19 protein-coding genes are annotated in these 19,031 nt (G+C 55.2%); 18 read left to right on the top strand and 1 reads right to left on the bottom strand.

All coding sequences use genetic code 11. The features are described from left to right. Positions 1 to 69: 69 nt before the first annotated feature. From USG84_RS00465 to rihA, 5 genes are all read left to right on the top strand, one after another. The gene (locus USG84_RS00465) at positions 70 to 975 is read left to right on the top strand and encodes an amino acid ABC transporter substrate-binding protein (RefSeq protein ID WP_151412735.1); all 906 of its coding nucleotides are present in this window, start codon (positions 70 to 72) and stop codon (positions 973 to 975) included. A 155-nt stretch (positions 976 to 1,130) separates the two neighbouring features. Further along, the gene (locus tag USG84_RS00460; RefSeq protein ID WP_028012347.1) at positions 1,131 to 1,871 is read left to right on the top strand and encodes an amino acid ABC transporter permease; all 741 of its coding nucleotides are present in this window, start codon (positions 1,131 to 1,133) and stop codon (positions 1,869 to 1,871) included. After that, entirely contained in the window at positions 1,871 to 2,545 is a 675-nt protein-coding gene (gltK, locus tag USG84_RS00455) for a glutamate/aspartate ABC transporter permease GltK (RefSeq protein WP_028012346.1), read from the top strand. Before USG84_RS00460 ends, gltK begins: the two co-directional genes overlap by 1 nt. Next, the gene (locus USG84_RS00450) at positions 2,545 to 3,270 is read left to right on the top strand and encodes an amino acid ABC transporter ATP-binding protein (protein ID WP_014883001.1); all 726 of its coding nucleotides are present in this window, start codon (positions 2,545 to 2,547) and stop codon (positions 3,268 to 3,270) included. Before gltK ends, USG84_RS00450 begins: the two co-directional genes overlap by 1 nt. 120 nt (positions 3,271 to 3,390) lie before the next feature. Beyond that, positions 3,391 to 4,332: a pyrimidine-specific ribonucleoside hydrolase RihA gene (gene rihA / locus USG84_RS00445; protein WP_151412734.1), complete on the top strand. Its 942-nt coding sequence runs from the start codon at positions 3,391 to 3,393 to the stop codon at positions 4,330 to 4,332. Between the two features lie 54 nt (positions 4,333 to 4,386). On the opposite strand, the gene USG84_RS00440 is transcribed toward rihA, so the two are convergent. Continuing rightward, positions 4,387 to 4,869, bottom strand: coding sequence for a zinc ribbon-containing protein (locus USG84_RS00440; RefSeq protein ID WP_028012343.1), 483 nt, complete (start codon positions 4,867 to 4,869; stop codon positions 4,387 to 4,389). Between the two features lie 216 nt (positions 4,870 to 5,085). Here USG84_RS00440 and leuS point away from each other — a divergent pair, with 216 nt between their 5' ends. The 13 genes from leuS to USG84_RS00375 all read left to right on the top strand — a co-directional run bounded on the left by leuS (position 5,086) and on the right by USG84_RS00375 (position 18,869). Then, complete coding sequence (gene leuS / locus USG84_RS00435) at positions 5,086 to 7,668, top strand: leucine--tRNA ligase (RefSeq protein ID WP_151412733.1); 2,583 nt, start codon at positions 5,086 to 5,088, stop codon at positions 7,666 to 7,668. Positions 7,669 to 7,682: 14 nt separating this feature from the next. Beyond that, positions 7,683 to 8,252, top strand: coding sequence for an LPS assembly lipoprotein LptE (gene lptE, locus USG84_RS00430; RefSeq protein ID WP_151412732.1), 570 nt, complete (start codon positions 7,683 to 7,685; stop codon positions 8,250 to 8,252). Beyond that, complete coding sequence (gene holA / locus USG84_RS00425; protein ID WP_253543473.1) at positions 8,252 to 9,283, top strand: DNA polymerase III subunit delta; 1,032 nt, start codon at positions 8,252 to 8,254, stop codon at positions 9,281 to 9,283. The genes lptE and holA overlap by 1 nt, the downstream gene beginning before the upstream one ends. After that, complete coding sequence (gene nadD / locus USG84_RS00420) at positions 9,276 to 9,941, top strand: nicotinate-nucleotide adenylyltransferase (protein WP_151412731.1); 666 nt, start codon at positions 9,276 to 9,278, stop codon at positions 9,939 to 9,941. Before holA ends, nadD begins: the two co-directional genes overlap by 8 nt. Before the next feature lie 268 nt (positions 9,942 to 10,209). Beyond that, the gene (gene rsfS, locus USG84_RS00415; protein WP_003858696.1) at positions 10,210 to 10,527 is read left to right on the top strand and encodes a ribosome silencing factor; all 318 of its coding nucleotides are present in this window, start codon (positions 10,210 to 10,212) and stop codon (positions 10,525 to 10,527) included. Between the two features lie 3 nt (positions 10,528 to 10,530). Beyond that, positions 10,531 to 10,998, top strand: a complete 468-nt coding sequence (gene rlmH / locus USG84_RS00410; RefSeq protein ID WP_003858701.1) for a 23S rRNA (pseudouridine(1915)-N(3))-methyltransferase RlmH — start codon at positions 10,531 to 10,533, stop codon at positions 10,996 to 10,998. Positions 10,999 to 11,026: 28 nt separating this feature from the next. Further along, positions 11,027 to 12,928 (top strand): peptidoglycan DD-transpeptidase MrdA, encoded by a 1,902-nt coding sequence (gene mrdA, locus USG84_RS00405; RefSeq protein WP_028012338.1) that lies wholly within the window; start codon positions 11,027 to 11,029, stop codon positions 12,926 to 12,928. A gap of 2 nt (positions 12,929 to 12,930) precedes the next feature. Then, complete coding sequence (gene mrdB / locus USG84_RS00400) at positions 12,931 to 14,043, top strand: peptidoglycan glycosyltransferase MrdB (protein WP_042715186.1); 1,113 nt, start codon at positions 12,931 to 12,933, stop codon at positions 14,041 to 14,043. A 16-nt stretch (positions 14,044 to 14,059) separates the two neighbouring features. Further along, entirely contained in the window at positions 14,060 to 15,169 is a 1,110-nt protein-coding gene (rlpA, locus tag USG84_RS00395; protein ID WP_151412730.1) for an endolytic peptidoglycan transglycosylase RlpA, read from the top strand. Between the two features lie 139 nt (positions 15,170 to 15,308). Beyond that, on the top strand, positions 15,309 to 16,520 hold the full coding sequence (dacA, locus tag USG84_RS00390) for a D-alanyl-D-alanine carboxypeptidase DacA (RefSeq protein ID WP_045261014.1): 1,212 nt from the start codon (positions 15,309 to 15,311) through the stop codon (positions 16,518 to 16,520). A 105-nt stretch (positions 16,521 to 16,625) separates the two neighbouring features. Next, on the top strand, positions 16,626 to 16,889 hold the full coding sequence (gene ybeD, locus USG84_RS00385; protein WP_003858718.1) for a DUF493 family protein YbeD: 264 nt from the start codon (positions 16,626 to 16,628) through the stop codon (positions 16,887 to 16,889). Between the two features lie 94 nt (positions 16,890 to 16,983). Beyond that, positions 16,984 to 17,625, top strand: coding sequence for a lipoyl(octanoyl) transferase LipB (gene lipB / locus USG84_RS00380; RefSeq protein WP_151412729.1), 642 nt, complete (start codon positions 16,984 to 16,986; stop codon positions 17,623 to 17,625). 290 nt (positions 17,626 to 17,915) lie between these two features. Further along, positions 17,916 to 18,869, top strand: a complete 954-nt coding sequence (locus USG84_RS00375) for a YbeF family transcriptional regulator (RefSeq protein ID WP_151412728.1) — start codon at positions 17,916 to 17,918, stop codon at positions 18,867 to 18,869. The last annotated feature ends 162 nt before the right edge of the window (positions 18,870 to 19,031 follow it).

Genomic DNA, 19,031 nt, shown 5'->3' with positions numbered 1-19,031 from the left:
TGCGCGAGATATAACAACATCACAATGGGTATCAATGCGTCACTGGCGCTGATAAGAAAGGAGTTGGGTATGCAATTACGTAAACTGGCCACAGCAATGCTGGTTATGGGAATGTCCGCAGGCGTGGTTCACGCTGAAGACGCTCCGGCAGCAGGCAGCACTCTCGACAAGATTGCCAAAAACGGCGTCATCGTGGTCGGCCACCGTGAATCTTCCGTCCCGTTCTCTTACTACGACAACACGCAAAAAGTCGTGGGCTATTCACAGGATTACTCCAACGCTATCGTTGAAGCTGTGAAGAAAAAGCTGAACAAACCTGACCTGCAGGTGAAGCTGATCCCAATCACTTCACAGAACCGTATTCCACTGCTGCAAAACGGCACCTTTGACTTCGAGTGTGGCTCCACCACCAACAACCTCGAGCGTCAAAAACAGGCGGCCTTCTCTGACACCATCTTTGTCGTGGGCACCCGTCTGCTGACCAAGAAGGGCGGCGCAATCAAAGACTTTGCTGACCTGAAAGGCAAAGCGGTCGTTGTGACCTCCGGTACCACTTCTGAAGTCCTGCTGCACAAGCTGAACGACGAGAAGAAAATGGATATGCGCATCATCAGCGCGAAAGACCATGGCGACTCTTTCCGTACGCTGGAAAGCGGTCGTGCCGTTGCATTTATGATGGATGACGCCCTGCTGGCGGGCGAACGTGCGAAGGCGAAGAAACCAGACAACTGGGATATCGTCGGTATCGCGCAGTCTAAAGAAGCCTACGGCTGTATGCTGCGTAAAGACGATCCGCAGTTCAAAAAGCTGATCGATGACACCATCGCTCAGGTGCAGACCTCCGGCGAAGCGGAAAAATGGTTTGACAAATGGTTCAAGAACCCGATTCCACCAAAAAATCTCAATATGAACTTTGAACTGTCTGACGACATGAAAGCGCTGTTCAAATCTCCAAATGACAAGGCTCTTAACTAATTAGAACAACAGGGGCGGGATCTCCTGCCCTCTCGATTGTCGGGAAGCATGGACAGACTATACGCTGAGTGGTCGTTCCCCACTCAGCGCGAAAAATGAGCTTCTCACCAATCTTCGAGGGTAGCGCTGCTACCCTCTTTTTTCTGGAGTTTATTATGTCAATAGACTGGAACTGGGGCATATTCCTGCAACAAGCCCCGTTCGGCAACACCACCTATCTTGGCTGGCTGTGGAGCGGCTTTCAGGTTACCGTGGCATTATCGATAACGGCGTGGATTATCGCGTTTCTTGTCGGTTCTTTGTTCGGTATTCTGCGCACCGTCCCTAACCGTTTCCTTTCAACAATAGGCACTCTGTATGTGGAACTGTTCCGTAACGTTCCGCTCATCGTGCAGTTCTTTACCTGGTATCTGGTCATCCCGGAACTGCTGCCGGAAAATATTGGCATGTGGTTCAAGTCGGAGCTGGATCCGAACGTGCAGTTCTTTGTCTCCTCTATGATGTGTCTGGGGCTGTTTACCGCTGCGCGCGTTTGCGAGCAGGTGCGTGCCGCCATTCAGTCATTGCCGCGCGGACAAAAAAATGCGGGCCTGGCGATGGGCCTGACCCTGCCACAAACCTACCGCTACGTGCTGCTGCCTAACGCCTACCGCGTTATCGTTCCACCGATGACCTCTGAGATGATGAACCTGGTGAAAAACTCGGCCATCGCCTCCACCATCGGCCTGGTGGATATGGCTGCACAGGCGGGCAAGCTGCTGGATTACTCCGCTCACGCGTGGGAATCCTTCACCGCGATCACGCTCGCCTATGTTTTGATTAACGCTTTCATCATGCTGGTGATGAACCTGGTTGAACGCAAAGTACGCCTGCCGGGCAATCTGGGGGGCAAATAATGTACGAATTTGACTGGAGTTCTATTGTTCCATCCATGCCTTACCTGCTCGATGGCCTGGTGATTACCTTAAAGATCACCGCGATCGCTATCGTCGTGGGTATCGTCTGGGGCACACTGCTGGCCGTCATGCGCCTGTCGAGCTTTAAGCCGCTCGCCTGGTTTGCGACTGCCTACGTTAACGTCTTCCGCTCCATCCCGCTGGTGATGGTGCTGCTGTGGTTTTATCTGATTGTTCCCGGCTTCTTACAGAACGTGCTGGGGCTGTCGCCGAAAACCGATATCCGCCTGATCTCTGCGATGGTGGCATTCTCGATGTTTGAGGCCGCTTACTACTCAGAGATTATCCGTGCGGGTATCCAGAGTATCTCCCGTGGGCAGTCCAGCGCCGCGCTGGCGCTGGGAATGACGCACTGGCAGTCCATGCAGCTCATCATTCTGCCGCAGGCGTTTCGCGCCATGGTTCCGCTCCTGCTGACCCAGGGTATCGTGCTGTTCCAGGATACCTCTCTGGTTTACGTTCTGAGCCTGGCGGACTTCTTCCGTACCGCGTCGACCATCGGTGAACGTGATGGTACGCAGGTCGAGATGGTGCTCTTCGCGGGTGCGGTCTATTTTGTGATTAGTTTAAGCGCGTCGCTGTTGGTCAGCTGGCTGAAGAAAAGGACTGTATAATGATTTCCCTGAAAAATGTTTCTAAATGGTATGGGCACTTTCAGGTGCTGACCGACTGCTCCACCGAAGTGAAAAAAGGCGACGTCGTGGTGGTGTGCGGACCGTCTGGCTCCGGTAAGTCGACGTTGATCAAAACCGTTAACGGCCTGGAGCCGGTGCAGCAGGGTGAGATTGTCGTCAACGGTACCAAAGTGAACGACAAGAAAACCAATCTTGCTCAGCTGCGCTCACACGTCGGCATGGTGTTCCAGCATTTTGAGCTGTTCCCTCACCTCTCCATCATTGAGAACCTGACGCTGGCGCAGGTCAAAGTGCTTAAGCGTGATAAAAAAGCGTCGCGCGAGAAAGGGCTGAAGCTCCTGGAACGCGTTGGGCTTTCGGCGCATGCCGATAAGTTCCCGGCACAGCTTTCCGGCGGCCAGCAGCAGCGTGTGGCGATTGCGCGTGCGCTGTGCATGGATCCGGTGGCGATGCTGTTCGATGAGCCGACGTCGGCGCTCGATCCTGAAATGATCAACGAAGTGCTGGACGTGATGGTCGAGCTGGCGCACGAAGGGATGACCATGATGGTGGTGACGCACGAAATGGGCTTCGCCCGTAAAGTGGCCAACCGCGTGATCTTCATGGACGAAGGGAAAATTGTCGAAGACTCACCGAAAGAAGAGTTCTTCGCCAACCCGAAATCCGAACGCGCCAAAGATTTCCTCGCGAAAATCCTGCACTAATCTTCCCGGTGCGCAATCTGCGGATTGCGCACTGCTTCACGCTTTCACTCAGTTCCTCTCGTCGGCGTCACACCGCAGCGTTAACCTTGTCACAAAATAACGCTACGTATGGAGAACGCTATGGCACAGCCAATTATTCTCGATTGCGATCCGGGTCATGATGACGCGATCGCGCTCGTCCTCGCACTTGCCTCCCCTGAACTGGACGTAAAAGCCGTCACCTCGTCCGCTGGAAACCAAACGCCGGACAAAACCCTGCACAACGTGCTGCGCATGCTGACGCTGCTTAACCGCGTCGATATTCCCGTCGCCGGCGGAGCCGTGAAGCCGCTGATGCGCGAGCTGATCATTGCCGACAACGTTCATGGCGAAAGCGGGCTGGACGGTCCGGCACTGCCGGAGCCGGGCTTTGCGCCGCAAAACTGCACCGCCGTGGAGCTGATGGCGAAGGTGCTGCGTGAAAGCACCGAACCCGTAACGCTGGTCGCCACCGGACCGCAAACCAACGTTGCGCTGCTGCTGAACAGCCATCCGGAACTGCACGGTAAAATCGCCCGTATTGTGATTATGGGCGGCGCGATGGGGCTGGGGAACTGGACGCCTGCGGCGGAGTTCAACATCTTTGTCGACCCGGAAGCCGCGGAAATTGTTTTCCAGTCGGGTTTACCGATTGTGATGGCGGGGCTGGATGTTACCCACCGCGCGCAGATTATGGCGGACGATATTGAACGCTTCCGCGCCGTGGGCAACCCGGTTGCGACAACCGTAGCCGAGCTGCTCGATTTCTTTATGGAGTACCACAAAACCGAGAAATGGGGCTTCCACGGCGCGCCGCTGCATGACCCGTGCACCATCGCCTGGCTTCTGAAGCCTGACATGTTTACCACGGTGAACAGATGGGTTGGCGTAGAGACGCAGGGGAAATACACCCAGGGGATGACGGTGGTGGATTACTATTCTCTAACGGGGAATAAACCGAATACGACGCTGATGGTGGATATCGACCGGGAGGCGTTTGTGGATTTACTGGCGGAGAGGCTGGCTTACTATTCTGCGGCCTGATGTCCCCACCCTGGCCCTCTCCCACCGGGAGAGGGAACAAATCTGCGCTTTTAATTATGGCTCAAATGGCCGACGCTGGAACTGATCGTGCCCGCACTTCGGACACAGCGGCAACACATCCGGCGTGTATACCGCAATATGGTGATGGCACTTCTCGCACACCAGGTTCCCCAGCCCCACCACTTCACCGCTCTGGTAGACGCCGTGGTGGTTCAAGTCCTGGAACACCTCACGCCACTCCAGCTGGGTTTTATCGGTAATATCCGCCAGCTCCTGCCACAGGCTCTCTTTGATCACCCGCATAAAGACGCTGTCGGCAATCTCATCCTGGCTCTCTTCGTAGCTGCGCGCGAACTCTTCCAGATCGCGGCGTACGGCGCGCGTCACCTCTTCCACTTCGGTTCGCGTTAACTCACCCGTTTGCGTCACCCGTTCACGCGCCTGTTCGACCAGCGCGTCAATATCGCGCTCGCCGTTACGCAGCCGTTCCGTCAGTGTCGCCACCAGTTCGCGGTAAAATTGAGCAACCTTGTTCATCATTTTGCCTCCCGGGTAAGTAACTATTTCTAATAATAGACCTTATTTCGCCGCCGCTTTGTCAGGTGAAGCACAGACCCGGTAAATTCCTGCAAAGTGCAATTGCGCGAAAGGCTGTTTTGACGCGGGCGTTTGGGCTATGCTATGCGGATCTGAATTACCACATCCATTGGCTACATTTTTGTAGCTGTATTGAACACAGGACCACTGGCTGCCATGCAAGAGCAATACCGCCCGGAAGAGATAGAATCAAAAGTCCAGCAACACTGGGACGAGAAGCGCACCTTTGAAGTAACCGAAGACGAGAGCAAAGAGAAGTATTACTGCCTGTCGATGCTTCCCTATCCTTCTGGTCGACTACACATGGGCCACGTGCGTAACTACACCATCGGTGATGTGATCGCCCGTTACCAGCGCATGCTGGGCAAAAACGTTCTGCAGCCAATCGGCTGGGATGCGTTCGGCCTGCCTGCAGAAGGCGCAGCGGTTAAAAACAATACCGCTCCGGCACCGTGGACGTATGACAACATCGCGTACATGAAAAACCAGCTCAAAATGCTGGGCTTCGGCTATGACTGGAGCCGCGAGCTGGCGACCTGTACCCCGGAATACTACCGCTGGGAGCAGAAGTTCTTCACCGAGCTGTACAAAAAAGGCCTGGTATACAAGAAGACCTCTGCCGTTAACTGGTGCCCGAATGACCAGACCGTTCTGGCGAACGAGCAGGTTATCGACGGCTGCTGCTGGCGCTGCGACACCAAAGTTGAGCGTAAAGAGATCCCGCAGTGGTTTATCAAAATCACCGCTTACGCTGACGAACTGCTGAACGATCTGGATACGCTGGACCACTGGCCGGACACCGTTAAGACCATGCAGCGCAACTGGATCGGCCGTTCTGAAGGCGTGGAAATCACCTTCAACGTTGAGAACTACGACCAGACCCTGACCGTCTACACCACCCGTCCGGATACCTTCATGGGTGCGACCTATCTGGCCGTGGCCGCAGGTCACCCGCTGGCGCAGAAAGCGGCAGAGAACAACCCGGAACTGGCGACCTTCATCGACGAATGCCGCAACACCAAAGTGGCCGAAGCCGACATGGCGACGATGGAGAAAAAAGGCGTTGATACCGGCTTCAAAGCAATCCACCCGCTGACGGGTGAAGCCATCCCCGTCTGGGCAGCGAACTTTGTGCTGATGGAGTACGGTACGGGCGCAGTGATGGCCGTGCCGGGCCACGATCAGCGCGACTACGAGTTTGCCACCAAATACGGCCTGACCATCAAGCCTGTAATCCTGGCGGCTGACGGTTCTGAACCTGACCTGTCCGAGCAGGCGCTGACCGAAAAAGGCACCCTGTTCAACTCCGGCGAATTCAGCGGCCTGAGCTTCGAAGAGGGCTTCAACGCCATCGCCGATAAGCTGGCCTCTCTGGGCGTGGGCGAGCGTAAAGTGAACTTCCGTCTGCGCGACTGGGGCGTGTCCCGTCAGCGTTACTGGGGTGCACCAATTCCAATGGTGACCCTGGAAGACGGCACCGTCATGCCAACGCCTGAAGATCAGCTGCCGGTGATCCTGCCGGAAGACGTGGTTATGGATGGCATCACCAGCCCGATCAAAGCCGATCCTGAGTGGGCCAAAACCACCGTCAACGGCCAGCCTGCGCTGCGTGAAACCGATACCTTTGACACCTTTATGGAGTCGTCCTGGTACTACGCGCGCTACACCTGCCCGCAGTACAAAGAAGGCATGCTGGATTCTGACGCCGCCAACTACTGGCTGCCGGTAGATATCTATATTGGTGGTATCGAACACGCCATCATGCACCTGCTCTACTTCCGCTTCTTCCATAAGCTGATGCGCGATGCCGGCATGGTGAACTCTGACGAGCCCGCTAAACAGCTGCTGTGCCAGGGTATGGTGCTGGCAGACGCCTTCTACTACGTTGGCGCGAACGGCGAGCGCAACTGGGTTTCTCCGGTTGATGCCATCGTTGAGCGCGACGAGAAAGGCCGTATCGTGAAGGCGACAGACGCTGAAGGTCATGAACTGGTTTATACCGGCATGAGCAAGATGTCCAAGTCTAAGAACAACGGTATCGACCCGCAGGTGATGGTTGAGCGTTACGGCGCTGACACCGTGCGTCTGTTCATGATGTTTGCTTCTCCGGCTGATATGACGCTGGAGTGGCAGGAATCCGGCGTGGAAGGCGCGAACCGCTTCCTGAAACGCGTCTGGAAACTGGTGTACGAACACACCGCACAGGGTGATGCCCCGGCACTGAACGCCGCTGCGCTGAGCGAAGATCAGCAGGCGCTGCGTCGTGATGTTCATAAAACGATTGCGAAAGTGACCGATGATATTGGGCGTCGTCAGACCTTCAATACCGCAATTGCGGCTATTATGGAACTGATGAACAAGCTGGCGAAAGCCCCGCAGGACGGCGAGCAGGATCGTGCCATCATGCGTGAAGCGCTGCTGGCCGTGGTTCGCATGCTTAACCCGTTCACGCCACACGTCAGCTTCACCCTGTGGCAGGAGCTGAAAGGCGAAGGCGATATCGACAACGCGCCGTGGCCGGTGGCTGACGAAGCAGCGATGGTAGAAAACACCACGCTGGTGGTGGTCCAGGTCAACGGCAAAGTCCGTGGTAAAATTACCGTGGCGGTCGATGCAACCGAAGATCAGGTCCGCGAGCGCGCGGGCCAGGAACCTCTGGTTGCGAAATATCTTGAGGGCGTTACCTTACGTAAAGCGATCTACGTACCGGGTAAACTGCTCAATCTGGTCGTTGGCTAAGCGCGGGAGGAAACGTGCGACAACTGGCAACAATACTCTTATCTCTGGCGGTGCTTGTCACCGCTGGCTGTGGCTGGCACCTGCGCAACACCACGGCGGTGCCCGCTGAGATGAAAACAATGATCTTTGATTCCGGGGATCCAAACGGCCCACTCAGCCGGGCAATCCGCAATCAGCTGCGTCTGAATGGCGTTGAGCTTATCGAGAAAGGTACGCTGCGCCAGGATGTACCGTCTCTGCGCGTACTGGGGATGACGCTGGGACAGGATACGGCGTCCATCTTCCAGGACGGCCGCACGGCTGAATATCAGATGGTGCTGTCGGTCAACGCGGCTGTACTGATCCCGGGTAAAGACATCTATCCGATCAGCGCAAAAGTGTATCGTTCGTTCTTTGATAACCCGCAAACGGCGCTGGCAAAAGATGCTGAACAGCAGATTATCATCAACGAAATGTACGACAAGGCGGCGGAGCAGCTGATCCGCAAACTGCCAGGTATTGCAGCGACTAACCGAGAAGGCTCTGACATTATCGAAAAACCGGATGCCAGCACGCCTCCTGTTTCTACCTCTCTGGGTAAATGATGATCAGGCTGTATCCTGAACAACTCCGCGCGCAGCTCAATGAAGGGCTGCGCGCGGCGTATCTGCTGCTCGGAAACGATCCGTTACTCCTTCAGGAAAGCCTGGATGCCGTGCGGCATGCGGCCGCCGCTCAGGGCTTTGATGAACACCATACCGTCCAGGTGGATAACTCCACCGACTGGAATGCCCTCTTCTCACTCTGTCAGGCGATGAGCCTTTTTGCGTCACGCCAGACAATCCAGATCCTGCTGCCGGAGAACGGCCCTAACGCGGCCATCAATGAGCAGCTGGCCACGCTCGTCAGCCTGCTTCACAGCGATCTGCTGCTGATTGTGCGCGGCAGCAAGCTCACCAAAGCGCAGGAAAATGCGGCGTGGTTCACCCAGCTCGCGACCCACGCGGTGCAGGTCACCTGCCAGACGCCTGAACAGGCGCATCTGCCAAAATGGGTGGCGGCAAGGGCAAAGCAAAACAACCTTCAGTTGGACGATGCGGCGAACCAGCTGCTTTGCTACTGCTATGAAGGCAACCTGCTGGCCCTGGCACAGGCGCTGGACAGGCTTTCCCTGCTCTGGCCGGACGGCAAGCTGACCTTACCGCGCGTTGAGCAGGCGGTTAACGATGCCGCACACTTCACGCCGTTCCACTGGGTGGATGCACTGTTGTCGGCGAAAAGCAAACGCGCCCTGCATATTCTCCAGCAGCTGCGCCTGGAGGGCAGTGAACCCGTCATTCTGCTGCGCACGCTGCAGCGCGAACTGTTGCTGCTGATAACGCTCAAGCGCCAGTCGGCCCACGCGCCGTTACGCTCCCTGTTTGATAAACACCGGGTATGGCAAAACCGTCGGGCAATGACCACCGAGGCCATCAACCGCCTGAGCCATGAACAGCTGCGTCAGGCTGTGCAGCTTCTGATGCGCGCCGAGCTCACCCTAAAACAAGATTACGGCCAGTCGGTGTGGGCGGAGCTGGAAAGCCTTTCCCTGCTGCTCTGCCACAAGGCGCTGGCTGACGTATTTATTGATGGATAGTATGCACTCTTTACAGGCTCTGTATGGCGGCACCTTTGACCCGGTACATTACGGGCATCTGAAGCCGGTAGAAATTCTGGCAAATCTGATCGGCCTGCAGCGCGTTACCATCATGCCCAATAATGTTCCGCCGCATCGCCCTCAGCCAGAGGCGACCAGCGAGCAGCGAAAAGAGATGCTCGCTCTGGCTATCGCGGATAAGCCGCTCTTCAGGCTGGATGAACGGGAACTGCGTCGCGACACCCCCTCGTGGACGTCGCAAACGCTGCAGGAGTGGCGGGCCGAACAGGGGCCTGACCAGCCGCTCGCCTTTATCATCGGTCAGGACTCCCTGCTCAACTTCCCCACGTGGCACAAGTATGAAACCATTCTGGAGAACAGCCACCTGCTCGTCTGCCGCCGTCCGGGATACCCGCTGACCATGCGCGAAGCGCAATATCAGCAGTGGCTTGAAGACCACCTGACCGATAACGTGGAAGATCTTCACAACCAGCCCGCCGGGAAGATCTATCTGGCGGAGACGCCGTGGTTCGACATCTCTGCGACCCTTATTCGCGAGCGTTTACAGCAGGGTTTAGCCTGTGACGATCTGCTGCCCGCCCCGGTGTTGTCGTATATTCATACGCACGGGTTGTATCAGAAAACCGCAGATAAATAGCCGGAAGGCATAAAAAGCAGCATATTGATTATCCTGCCTTGACAGGTTAAGCCATACTGTTATCCTCCGCTGCCAGACTTTCCCGCCGATCGTTGCTTTACAGAAATTGTTTTACAAAAATGGCGATGCAATCTCAGGCGGAGGGTGGGATGATACCCGCCTTCAAAAGCCCGGACGGTGACATTTGTCCCGACAGGGGCGTCAGTTCAGGTATACTGTCTGGCCACGAATTCATAGTTGTACAATCTCATTCACCCAGGGGGAAAACTTGCAGGGTAAAGCACTCCAGGATTTTGTTATCGACAAAATTGATGACCTGAAAGGTCAGGACATCATCGCTATCGACGTTAAGGGTAAATCCAGTATTACCGACTGCATGATTATCTGCACCGGTACCTCTACGCGTCATGTTGTTTCGATTGCCGACCATGTGGTTCAGGAATCGCGCGCAGCAGGACTGTTACCGCTTGGCGTTGAAGGTGAAGCGACCGCTGACTGGGTGGTTGTTGACCTCGGCGATGTGATTGTCCACGTCATGCAGGAAGAGAGCCGTCGCCTGTATGAGCTGGAAAAACTCTGGGGTTAATGCGTGAAGTTGCAGCTGGTCGCCGTCGGCACCAAAATGCCGGACTGGGTACAAACCGGTTTTACTGAGTATCTGCGTCGTTTTCCTAAAGATATGCCGTTCGAACTGGTGGAAATTCCCGCCGGGAAGCGCGGCAAGAACGCGGATATCAAACGTATTCTCGATAAAGAGGGTGAACTGATGCTGGCTGCCGCAGGCAAGAACCGCATCGTCACCCTTGATATTCCAGGTAAACCCTGGGATACGCCGCAGCTGGCGCACGAACTGGAGCGCTGGAAGCAGGATGGCCGCGACGTCAGTCTGTTGATTGGTGGACCTGAAGGGTTATCCCCCGCCTGCAAAGCGGCAGCAGAACAAAGTTGGTCTCTCTCTGCGCTGACGCTGCCCCACCCGCTCGTTCGGGTCCTGGTGGCGGAAAGCTTGTATCGCGCGTGGAGCATTACTACCAACCACCCCTATCACCGCGAGTAATGACTGACCAGGGTAGATTAAGCAGCGGATGAAACTACAGAATTCTTTTCGCGACTATACGGCTGAGTCCGCGCTGTTTGTGCGCCGGGCGCTGGTCGCCTTTACGGGGATTTTGCTGCTTACCGGCGTGCTGATCGCCAACCTTTATAATCTGCAAATTGTCCGCTTTACCGATTACCAGACGCGTTCAAACGAAAACCGCATTAAGCTGGTGCCTATCGCGCCCAGCCGCGGCATTATCTACGACCGTAACGGCACCCCGCTGGCGTTAAACCGCACCATCTATCAGGTCGAGATGATGCCGGAGAAAGTTGATAACGTGCAGAATACGCTGGAGGCGCTAAGAAGCGTTGTCGATCTTAACGATGATGATATCGCGGCCTTCAAAAAAGAGCGCGCCCGCTCCCACCGTTTCACCTCCATCCCGGTTAAAACCAACCTGACGGAAGTCCAGGTCGCCCGTTTTGCGGTGAACCAGTACCGCTTCCCCGGCGTGGAAGTGAAGGGTTACAAGCGTCGCTACTATCCTTACGGCTCCGCGCTGACGCATGTGATTGGCTACGTTTCCAAGATTAACGATAAAGACGTCGAGCGCCTCGATAAAGACGGCAAGCTGGCGAACTACGCCGCGACGCACGATATCGGCAAGCTGGGGATTGAACGCTACTACGAAGATGTCCTGCACGGGCAGACCGGCTACGAAGAAGTTGAGGTTAACAACCGTGGCCGCGTCATCCGCCAGCTTAAAGAAGTACCGCCTCAGGCGGGGCACGACGTCTATCTGACGCTCGATCTCAAACTGCAGCAGTATATTGAAACCCTGCTGGCGGGCAGCCGCGCCGCCGTGGTGGTCACCGACCCGCGCACCGGCGGCATTCTGGCCATGGTTTCTATGCCAAGCTATGACCCGAACCTCTTTGTTGACGGCATCTCCAGCAAAGACTACTCCGGCCTGCTGAATGACCCTAACACCCCGCTGGTGAACCGCGCCACGCAAGGCGTTTACCCGCCGGCATCAACGGTTAAACCGTACGTGGCGGTCTCAGCGCTGAGCGCGGGCGTCATTAACCGCAATACCAGCCTGTTTGACCCGGGCTGGTGGCAACTGCCCGGCTCTGAAAAACGCTATCGCGACTGGAAGAAATGGGGCCACGGCCATCTGAACGTCACGAAATCTCTGGAAGAGTCTGCGGATACCTTCTTCTATCAGGTGGCGTATGACATGGGCATTGACCGCCTGTCTGAGTGGATGAGCAAATTCGGCTACGGACACTACACCGGCGTGGATCTGGCAGAGGAACGGTCAGGCAACATGCCAACCCGCGAGTGGAAGCTGAAGCGCTTTAAGAAGCCGTGGTATCAGGGTGATACCATACCGGTGGGTATCGGCCAGGGCTACTGGACGGCCACCCCGCTTCAGATGAACAAAGCGATGATGATCCTCATTAACGACGGCGTGGTTAAAGTTCCGCATCTGCTGCAAAGCACCGTTGAAGACGGCAAAAAAGTGCCGTGGGTGCAGCCCCATGAAGCGCCGGTGGGCGACATCCATTCCGGCTTCTGGGAAATAGCGAAAGACGGTATGTACGGTGTGGCAAACCGTCCAAACGGAACCGCGCACAAGTATTTCGCAGGTACGCCATATAAAGTGGCCGCGAAATCCGGTACAGCGCAGGTCTTTGGTCTGAAAGCCAATGAAACCTATAACGCACACCGCATTGCCGAACGTCTGCGTGACCATAAGCTGATGACGGCGTTTGCCCCTTATGATAACCCGCAGGTGGCGGTGGCGATGATTCTGGAGAATGGCGGCGCTGGCCCGGCGGTTGGGACCATCATGCGCCAGATCCTGGACCACATTATGCTGGGTGATAACAACACCGAACTGCCGGCTGAAAACCCGGCCGCCGCTGCGGCGGAGGACCAATAATCATGACGGATAATCCAAATAAAAAATCGCTGTGGGATAAAATTCACATCGACCCAGCCATGCTGCTGATCCTGCTGGCCCTGCTGGTTTACAGCGCCCTGGTTATCTGGAGCGCCAGCGGCCAGGACATCGGCATGATGGAACGCAAGATCGGCCAGATCGCGATGGGTCTGGTCATTATGGTGGTAATGGCGCAGATCCCGCCGCGCGTCTATGAAGGCTGGGCGCCCTATCTCTACATCTTCTGTATTATTTTGCTGGTGGCGGTAGATGCGTTCGGTGCCATATCAAAAGGGGCACAGCGCTGGCTGGATCTGGGCATAGTCCGTTTCCAGCCCTCGGAGATTGCCAAAATCGCGGTTCCGCTGATGGTAGCGCGCTTTATCAACCGCGACGTCTGTCCGCCGTCGCTGAAAAACACCGCTATTGCCCTGGTGCTGATATTCCTGCCGACGCTGCTGGTTGCGGCGCAGCCTGACCTCGGCACCTCGATCCTTATCGCCCTCTCCGGCCTGTTTGTCCTGTTCCTCTCGGGCTTAAGCTGGCGTCTGATCGGTATCGCGGTGGTGCTGGTTGCAGCGTTTATCCCTATCCTGTGGTTCTTCCTGATGCATGACTACCAGCGCCAGCGCGTCATGATGCTTCTCGATCCGGAAACCGATCCGCTCGGTGCGGGCTATCATATTATTCAGTCCAAAATTGCGATTGGCTCCGGCGGGCTGCGCGGTAAAGGCTGGCTGCACGGTACCCAGTCGCAGCTGGAGTTTTTACCGGAACGCCACACCGACTTTATCTTTGCGGTACTGGCGGAAGAGCTGGGGCTGGTTGGCATCCTGATCCTGCTGGCGCTCTATGTGCTGCTCATCATGCGAGGATTGTGGATTGCGGCCCGCGCGCAAACCACCTTCGGCCGCGTCATGGCGGGCGGACTGATGTTGATTTTATTCGTTTATGTCTTCGTAAATATTGGTATGGTGAGTGGTATTCTGCCGGTGGTAGGCGTACCGCTACCATTGGTGAGTTACGGAGGCTCGGCACTGATCGTGTTGATGGCCGGGTTTGGTATCGTGATGTCGATCCATACCCACAGAAAAATGTTGTCAAAAAGCGTATAAAAATAAGGGGATCGGAATGCGTAAGCAGTGGCTGGGGATCTGCATTGCGGCAAGTTTACTTGCGGCCTGCACAAGTGATGATGGTCAGCAACAGGCAACCGTCGCGCCGCCGCAGCCTGCGGTGTGTAATGGCCCAATCGTTGAAATTAGCGGTGCCGATCCCGTTTATGAACCGCTGAATGCCAGCGCGAATCAGGATTACGAGCGCGACGGCAAAAGCTACAAAATCGTGCAGGATCTGTCCCGCTTTAGCCAGGCTGGCTTTGCCGCCATTTATGATGCCGAGCCGGGCAGTAACCTGACGGCATCGGGTGAAACGTTTGACCCAATGCAGCTGACTGCGGCGCACCCGACTCTGCCGATCCCTAGCTACGCCCGTATCACCAACCTGGCGAACGGCCGTATGATCGTCGTGCGTATTAACGACCGCGGCCCATACGGTAATGACCGGGTGATTTCCCTGTCGCGCGCGTCTGCCGATCGTCTGAACACCTCGAACAATACCAAAGTCCGCATTGACCCGATCATCGTGGCGCAGGATGGTTCGCTCTCCGGGCCGGGAACCGCGTGTACCACGGTGGCGAAACAGACCTATGCCCTCCCTGACCGCCCAAATCTGGACGGCGGCATGGGAAGCGTTTCCTCGCCGGCAGAACCTTCTCAGCCGGCGGGAGAGATTCGCCCGATCAGCAATGACACCCTGCAAAGCGATGATTCCACTGGCGCACCGGTAAAAAGCAGCGGCTTCCTTGGTGCACCAACGAACTTAGCTTCGGGCGTGCTGGAGAGCAGTGAGCCGACACCTGCCCCTGTTGCCGCCCCCGTCGTGCAGCAACCTGCCCCGGTAACGGCTCCGGTTACGACCCAGAGCGCAGCCGTTGCCGCTCCCGCAGCAGCCAGCGGCGGCTTTGTCGTCCAGGTGGGCGCAGTGAGCGATCGGGCCCGTGCCCAGCAGTATCAGCAGCGTTTAAGCCAGCAGTTTGGCGTACCTGGACGCGTTGAGCAAAACGGCGCGGTCTGGCGTATCCAGATGGGGCCGTTCGCCAGCAAGTCGCAGGCAGCGTCCCTGCAGCAGCGTTTGCAGAGCGAGGCACAGCTGCAGTCCTTTATCGCTGTTACGAAGTAATTAATCGGCGGTATCCGAAATGTCAGTTTGTGTAAAACACATTCACAAACTCATGCTTAAAGTCGGATGCCTGCCTGAATAGCATTTGCTATAGTAAGGCACTTTTTTTAATTCCATCACGGATGTCGTAGTTCTGACCATGAAGACCACTTTTTCTGCTCGTTTTGTGCAGCGCATGGCGCTGACCACGGCCCTTTGCGCGGCTGCACTCTCTGCAGCTCATGCTGATGACCTGAATATCAAGACCATGATCCCTGGCGTTCCGCAAATCGACGCGGAATCCTACATCCTGATCGATTACAACTCTGGCAAAGTGCTGGCTGAACAGAATGCCGATGCCCGCCGTGACCCGGCCAGCCTGACCAAAATGATGACCAGCTACGTCATCGGCCAGGCAATGAAAGCCGGTAAGTTCAAAGAGACGGATCTGGTCACCATCGGCAACGATGCGTGGGCTACCGGGAACCCTGTTTTCAAAGGTTCCTCGCTGATGTTCCTGAAACCGGGAATGCAGGTTCCGGTTTCTCAGTTAATTCGTGGCATTAACCTGCAGTCCGGTAACGATGCCTGCGTGGCTATGGCCGATTTCGCCGCCGGTAGTCAGGATGCATTCGTGGGCCTGATGAACAGCTACGTCAATGCTCTGGGTCTGAAGAACAGCCATTTCCAGACCGTACATGGTCTCGATGCAGACGGTCAGTACAGCTCCGCGCGTGATATGGCGCTGATCGGTCAGGCGCTGATCCGTGATGTGCCGAACGAGTACTCTATCTATAAAGAGAAAGAGTTCACCTTCAACGGCATTCGTCAGACCAACCGTAACGGCCTGCTGTGGGATAACAGCCTGAACGTTGACGGCATCAAAACCGGCCACACCGACAAAGCTGGTTACAACCTGGTGGCTTCTGCGACGGAAGGCCAGATGCGTCTGATCTCTGCCGTGATGGGCGGTCGCACCTTCAAAGGTCGCGAAACCGAAAGCAAGAAACTGCTGACCTGGGGCTTCCGCTTCTTCGAAACCGTGAACCCGCTGAAAGCAGGCAAAGAGTTTGCTTCTGAACCCGTCTGGTTCGGCGATAACGACCGTGCTTCTCTGGGCGTGGATAAAGACCTCTACCTGACCATTCCACGCGGTCGTATGAAGGATCTGAAAGCAAGCTATGTGCTTAACACAACTGAACTGCATGCCCCGCTGCAGAAAAATCAGGTAGTGGGCACCATCAACTTCCAGCTGGACGGTAAAACGATCGACCAGCGCCCCCTCGTGGTATTGGAAGAAATCCCTGAAGGCAATTTCTTCGGCAAAATCATTGATTACATTAAATTGATGTTCCATCACTGGTTTGGCTAAAAATCGAACACTTGAAAGTGTGATTTTGATCCCCATATACTAAGTATCCTGATAACTCCCACCTGACGTGGGAGTTATTCTTTTTGACGTTACGCCGGAGCTGACATGAAAACCAAACTTAACGAACTGCTTGAATTCCCTACCCCATTTACCTACAAAGTAATGGGTCTGGCGAAACCTGAGCTGGTTGATCAGGTGGTTGAAGTGGTACAGCGCCATGCGCCGGGTGACTACTCTCCGTCAGTAAAACCAAGCAGCAAGGGCAACTACCACTCGGTTTCTATTACCATCACTGCCACACATATCGAGCAGGTTGAGACGCTGTACGAAGAGCTCGGCAATATCGAAATTGTTCGTATGGTGCTGTAGTCCCTTTGCGGTTACCCGGTTTGCCGGGTAACCCCTCTTCCCCGCTGTGATATACTCCCCCTCATCTTTTGTCCCTCGTCTTCGGAGACGCGTTTTGTATCAGGATAAAATTCTGGTCCGTCATCTCGGGCTGCAACCTTATGAGCCTGTCTCTCAGGCTATGCACGACTTCACCGATTCACGCGATGACAACACCCCTGATGAGATTTGGCTGGTCGAACATCTGCCGGTATTTACGCAGGGCCAGGCGGGAAAAGCGGAACACTTATTAATGACGGGCGATATCCCGGTGATCCAGAGCGATCGCGGGGGTCAGGTGACTTACCACGGGCCTGGTCAGCAGGTGATGTACGTCCTGCTTAATCTGAAGCGCAGAAAGCTTGGCGTGCGTGAGCTGGTGACGTTACTGGAGCAGACCGTCGTCAACACGCTGGCGGAATATGGTATTGACGCGCATCCGCGTGCCGATGCACCGGGCGTCTACGTTGGCGAAATGAAGATCTGCTCTCTGGGGCTGCGTATTCGTAAAGGATGTTCCTTCCACGGCCTGGCATTGAATATTAATATGGATCTTACGCCCTTTCAGCGCATAAACCCCTGCGGCTACGCCGGCATGGAAATGACGCAAATGCGCCAGTGGGCCGACACCGCTACGCCAGAAAATATACGCCCCGTGCTTCTGAAGAACGTGTTAGCACTGCTTAACAATCCCCCGCACGAATATATCCCTGCTTAATATATCATTCAGACGGCCCGATAATTTGACGGGCCACTGTTTATTTACCGCTTTTACGCTTTACAATAATCCGCAGATTCTATATTTTCGAAGCGCCCGAATATTGCCCTTACATATTATTTAGCTTCCGGACAGCACGGCATACACAGGCTAAGTAACTTGAGTGATAATCACACAACTGTTTGTTTTTGATAAACAAGTGGAACAAAACCAACACTTTACGAATCTCTACAAGCATAATAAATAAATTGAACTATCATTCATGTTGTGAATGTATACGGAGTGAAAGCGTGGAGTATAATAATTTACCAGCCAAACGCCTGAATGACCCTGGTGGCGAAGATAAGCCGCAAATTTTTCGGACTTTACGTAATATTGATCTCAATTTACTGACTATTTTTGAGGCAGTATATGTCCATAAGGGTATCGTTAACGCTGCGAAAATTCTTAATCTCACGCCATCGGCAATAAGTCAGTCAATTCAAAAGCTGCGGGCTATATTTCCCGATCCCTTATTTATCCGTAAGGGCCAGGGCGTCACGCCAACGGCCTATGCGACACACCTCCACGAATACATCAGCCAGGGGCTGGAGTCGATTCTGGGTGCGCTGGATTTAACCGGAAGCTATGACAAACAGAGAACCATCACCATCGGCTGCTCCCCTTCTGTCGGCGTGCTGGTGATGCCCGCGATCTTCCAGGCCGTGAAAGAGCATGCGCCTCAGCTTCTGCTTCGCAATGTGCCTCTTAACGAACCTGACGTTCAGCTTGCTCAGTTCCAGACGGACCTGGTCATTGAAAGCGGTAGCTTTAGCGCCCGAGCGCTGGGGCAAAATGTGCTTTATGCGGATAACCTGGTGCTGGTTTGCCGCAGGCAGCACCCCGCCCTCAGCGAGCCGTTATCCATTGAGAACCTGCGCAACTACGACCACTCGTCTTTCATGACCGAAGGACAGTCTAACCACGCTCTGCGTCAGCGTATTGATGAAATTTTTCCGGAACGTCAGATCAGTTTCAGCAGTTACAATATGTTCACCACCGCATCCCTGATTGGCAGCAGCGATATGCTGTGCATCATGCCTTCACGCCTGTATAACCTGCTGCGGAAATGCTGGCCGCTGGAGAGTATTCCGCTTAGCCAGCTCAATGCAGAATCTATCGAGATTTCACTGCATTACAACAAGCTCAGCCTGCGCGATCCGGTACTGGAAAACGTCATCCGCATTATCCGTCAGGCCTTCTGACAGAGCGTACCCGTACACGTCCCTGCCGCTTGCAGGGCAAAACGCACAAAACAACAACTATTTTACAAATTGGCGACCTGGCAGGCTGCTTTAACGACCGTTTCAATGATATACTGCCTGTCGTTCGTTCAAAAATAGTTGATAAATACAACATTCCCTTGA

The sequence above is a fragment of the Enterobacter sp. 168J2 genome (genome assembly GCF_034107265.1).
In the GTDB taxonomy this organism is placed as follows: Bacteria; Pseudomonadota; Gammaproteobacteria; order Enterobacterales; family Enterobacteriaceae; genus Enterobacter; species Enterobacter nematophilus.
This window is presented reverse-complemented; position numbering and strand designations above follow the sequence as displayed.

Bases quoted from the DNA above. Each gene is read 5' to 3' on its own strand.
- USG84_RS00460 (WP_028012347.1), top strand. From the start codon at position 1,131: ATGTCAATAGACTGGAACTGGGGCATATTCCTGCAACAAGCCCCGTTC.
- mrdB (WP_042715186.1), top strand. From the start codon at position 12,931: ATGACGGATAATCCAAATAAAAAATCGCTGTGGGATAAAATTCACATC.
- rihA (WP_151412734.1), top strand. From the start codon at position 3,391: ATGGCACAGCCAATTATTCTCGATTGCGATCCGGGTCATGATGACGCG.
- USG84_RS00465 (WP_151412735.1), top strand. From the start codon at position 70: ATGCAATTACGTAAACTGGCCACAGCAATGCTGGTTATGGGAATGTCC.
- ybeD (WP_003858718.1), top strand. From the start codon at position 16,626: ATGAAAACCAAACTTAACGAACTGCTTGAATTCCCTACCCCATTTACC.
- gltK (WP_028012346.1), top strand. From the start codon at position 1,871: ATGTACGAATTTGACTGGAGTTCTATTGTTCCATCCATGCCTTACCTG.
- USG84_RS00440 (WP_028012343.1), bottom strand. From the start codon at position 4,869: ATGAACAAGGTTGCTCAATTTTACCGCGAACTGGTGGCGACACTGACG.
- leuS (WP_151412733.1), top strand. From the start codon at position 5,086: ATGCAAGAGCAATACCGCCCGGAAGAGATAGAATCAAAAGTCCAGCAA.
- nadD (WP_151412731.1), top strand. From the start codon at position 9,276: ATGGATAGTATGCACTCTTTACAGGCTCTGTATGGCGGCACCTTTGAC.
- rlpA (WP_151412730.1), top strand. From the start codon at position 14,060: ATGCGTAAGCAGTGGCTGGGGATCTGCATTGCGGCAAGTTTACTTGCG.
- holA (WP_253543473.1), top strand. From the start codon at position 8,252: ATGATCAGGCTGTATCCTGAACAACTCCGCGCGCAGCTCAATGAAGGG.
- mrdA (WP_028012338.1), top strand. From the start codon at position 11,027: ATGAAACTACAGAATTCTTTTCGCGACTATACGGCTGAGTCCGCGCTG.
- dacA (WP_045261014.1), top strand. From the start codon at position 15,309: ATGAAGACCACTTTTTCTGCTCGTTTTGTGCAGCGCATGGCGCTGACC.
- USG84_RS00450 (WP_014883001.1), top strand. From the start codon at position 2,545: ATGATTTCCCTGAAAAATGTTTCTAAATGGTATGGGCACTTTCAGGTG.